At 40.8% G+C, this 3,679-nt stretch carries 3 protein-coding genes; 2 read left to right on the top strand and 1 reads right to left on the bottom strand.

Annotated elements, in window-relative coordinates; genetic code table 11:
- Positions 1-166: 166 nt before the first annotated feature.
- Positions 167-1,657 carry a histidine ammonia-lyase gene (gene hutH, locus NZ519_12990; GenBank protein ID MCS7029670.1) on the top strand — a complete coding sequence of 497 codons (1,491 nt, stop codon included), beginning with the start codon at positions 167-169 and terminating at the stop codon, positions 1,655-1,657.
- A gap of 18 nt (positions 1,658-1,675) precedes the next feature.
- Complete coding sequence (locus NZ519_12995; protein ID MCS7029671.1) at positions 1,676-2,635, top strand: DUF4837 family protein; 960 nt, start codon at positions 1,676-1,678, stop codon at positions 2,633-2,635.
- Between the two features lie 164 nt (positions 2,636-2,799).
- Here NZ519_12995 and NZ519_13000 read toward each other — a convergent pair.
- Positions 2,800-3,679: SBBP repeat-containing protein (locus tag NZ519_13000; GenBank protein ID MCS7029672.1), on the bottom strand; the 880-nt coding region annotated here is incomplete at its 5' end.

Raw genomic sequence — 3,679 nt, forward strand, 5'->3', positions numbered from 1 at the left:
GGGTGGGCGTTAGCCCAGTGCGGAGCGAAGCGAAGCACCGAAGCGATAGCGTAGCCCGAAGCACGCCGACCTTGCCCGCGTGAGCGCAGCGAAAGCGGGCAAGGGCACGCCCAAAAAAAGAAAAAACAAACTTAATTTAACAGCAAAATCAACTATTTTTGCAAATATGTTTATATTCACTCAAAAACCTTTATATATTGACGAAGCAGTAGCTTTAGCCCAAAATCCACAAGCAATTGACATAGACAGAAGTTTATTAGAACAAATTCAGCTTTCCTATCAGTACATTCAAGAAATTACCGAAGATCTGAATACTCTCATCTATGGCGTTAATACAGGATTTGGCGCATTAGCCAACACAGCTATCTCTAAAAGCGAGCTTAAAGAATTACAAGTCAATTTACTTCGTTCGCATGCTTGTGGAATTGGAGATACCGTACCCATTTTAATTGTTCGCTTAATGATACTTTTTAAGATTAAAGCACTTTTACAAGGCTATTCGGGAGTAAATTCGGCTACTATACAACAGCTGGTTTTTTTGTGGAATAACAATTTTATTCCTGTGGTTTATACCCAAGGATCTTTGGGCGCAAGTGGAGATTTAGCCCCTTTAGCTCATTTGTCTTTGCCCCTGATAAAAGAAGGCGAAGTATGGTTGCAAGGTAAAATAACCCCTACTCAGCAAATTGACGCTATTAAACCTATTGAGTTAGGTCCAAAAGAAGGATTAGCCTTAATCAATGGAACACAATTTATTACAGCCTACGGCGCTTACTGCATACATAAAGCTCATCAACTTTGGCAGTGGGCAAATGCAATTGCTGCACTTTCCCTAGATGCCTTTGATGGGCGCATAGAACCTTTTGATGAACGCCTACATGCAATACGCCCTCATAAGGGACAAATAGAAGCAGCCCAAAGCCTTCGCACTTGGTTGCAGGACTCTACATGGATACAACAACCTAAAAAACATGTACAAGATCCTTACTCATTCAGATGTATTCCCCAAGTGCACGGCGCTACCTACACGGCTATAAAACACGTAGAAGAAATTTTCACTACAGAAATTAACGCAGTCAGCGATAATCCAAATGTATTTTATCAAGATAAAGTTGTGCTATCAGGTGGAAATTTTCATGCACAGGTATTAGCTTTACCCTTAGACTATTTAGCCATGGCAATGGCTGAACTAGCCAGTATTTCCGAACGTAGAACTTACCTTCTATTATCAGGACAAAGGGGACTACCCCTATTTTTAACCTTAAATCCAGGCTTACAATCAGGTTTGATGATACCGCAATATGTAGCAGCAGGCATAGTATCTGAAATAAAAATGCTGTGTATGCCCAACAGTGTGGACTCTATACCAAGCTCTAATGGACAAGAAGATCATGTAAGTATGGGCGCTAATAGCGCCGTTAAACTGTACAAAATTTTAGAAAATGTAGAAAAAGTGTTAGCCATTGAACTTATGACCGCAGCGCAAGCAGCTTCTTTTAGAAAACAAGGCAGCACTAGCCCTGCCTTAGAAAAATTATGGAAAGCGTACAGAGAATATGTGCCATTCATAGATAAAGACCGCTTTTTGCATAAAGACTTGGTGGCATCTGTGCGCTTTTTGCAAGAAAATACAGCTTCAAACTTTTTAGCAAATTGATAAGTTGTATTCAAACGTATGAACTTCACTTTTTCACAAGAAAGGTTGCTATCTAAATTAAAAAAAGCTCTGTTTTGTGGTATTCTATTGGCAGTAATCGCACTGTTTGCAGGTTGTAAAAGCACTAAAAAGAAAGTCCGTTCGCAAGGTAAAGTAGGGGAAATACACATTCTTATGGATAAACGCCTTTTAGCGCATCCTCTCAAAAGCGCTATTGAAGAAGTTTTTAACATGGAACGCCCTTATCAAGTCAAATTTGTAGCGTTCGATAATTGGGAATTACATAAAACGCAGAGAAACTTGTTAGTAGTTGGCAATGTTAATGATGGTTCAGCAGCAAGTGAACTAATTTTATCCCATTTGACCGAAGCAGGTAGAGAGAACGCAAGACGCAACTTAGGCTTTGTAAAAGTAGAAAATGATACTTTTGCGATACCTCAAAAAATTGTTTATGCTTATAGTGGTTCAGATTCTCTTTTAGTAGAGCGTTTTTTGCAAAAGGGACACAACCTTGCTGATGAGTTCAGGTTATTTGAGCAATCTCAAATGCATAAAAAGTTGTATGAAAAAGGTTTTGAAGAGCAGTTAAGTGAAAAACTATTCAGAGAGCATGGTTTTTACTTGAAACTTCCTAAAAATACCTCTCTTAACCACACCGAACCTCAACAATTGAGCTTATCTCATCCCGATTTTTCTTGTCAAATTGTGTATGCGGATTCAGGTCAAGTAGTTCCACAAATGGAATTAGCGCGCCCCCAAAAACAGCATGTTTTTGAATTCAAAAACATGAAAATACTTGCTTCCTACACAGATAGCGTAGCCCAGTATGCTTTTGCAGACGAAGCCCAAAAGCGTAAATATATTTTTCAGTACAAGGTAAAAAGTTCAGACCAAATACTTGCTGTGCAAACTATATTTGCCACTTTTGAAAATGCACCTGAACACAATGCAAGATTGAAAATTAAGAACTTTAAGTAATTTTATTTTTTGGGCGTGCCCCTTGCTGCGCAAGGGTCGGCGTGCTACGGGCTACGCTAGCGCTTCGGTGCTTCGCTGCGCTCCGCACCGTGCTAACGCACGCCCTCCGCATGCCTCACGCAAAAAGCCCCTGCAAATTTATTTGCAGGGGCTTTTACTTCATTCTACTCCACTACAAACCTCTCTGCTTTACCCCCTCTTCGTGCTCGGATGAAATACATTCCCTTTGGTAAGTTCAGTTCTATGTTATTTTTACCTTGCGGTAACGTATAAACCTGCAATACTTTACCTGAAATATCACTTAATTCATATTCCTGAACGCTATTTGTGTAGTTCTCTATTATTACATAGTTCTGTGCAGGGTTAGGATACAGACTAAAATTATTTTTAGTTTCAGAAGTAATAGTGTTTTCCTGTAATGAGGTTACTGTAAAATCCAGCTTCGTTACAAAAACATCATAAGTTCCTCCTCCGTACGTTGTTTGAAACGCCCCTGCGGTAACATCGTAATCGGTTGATTGAGTATAACCCGTTATATACGCACTGCCACTGCCATCTACGGTAATGCCATAGCCCACATCATCACCACTTCCCCCAATATACGTAGAATACACCAAGCCACTTCCCGACGCATTCAACTTCGTTACAAAAACATCCCAAAGTCCTCCATTCGTCGTTTGAAATGCCCCTGCGGTAACATCGTAATTGGTTGAATTTGTATAACCCGTTACATACGCACTGCCACTGCCATCTACGGCAATGCCATAGCCTTCATCGTTACTACTTCCCCCGATATACGTAGAATAGACCAAACTGCTGCCTGACGCATTCAATTTGGTTAGAAGAACATCTGCGTTGCCCCCATTCGTTGTTTGAAACGCTCCTGAGGTAACATCGTAATCGGTTGACCAAGTACAACCCGTTACATACGCACTGCCGCTACCATCTATGACGATACCACGGCCCCAATCCAGAGAGCTTCCCCCGATATACGTAGAATAGACCAAACTGCTGCCTGACGCATTCAACTTGGTTAGAAGGAGA

The organism is Bacteroidia bacterium (genome assembly GCA_025056095.1).
In the GTDB taxonomy this organism is placed as follows: domain Bacteria; phylum Bacteroidota; class Bacteroidia; order JANWVE01; family JANWVE01; genus JANWVE01.

Bases quoted from the DNA above. Each gene is read 5' to 3' on its own strand.
- hutH (MCS7029670.1), top strand. From the start codon at position 167: ATGTTTATATTCACTCAAAAACCTTTATATATTGACGAAGCAGTAGCT.
- NZ519_12995 (MCS7029671.1), top strand. From the start codon at position 1,676: ATGAACTTCACTTTTTCACAAGAAAGGTTGCTATCTAAATTAAAAAAA.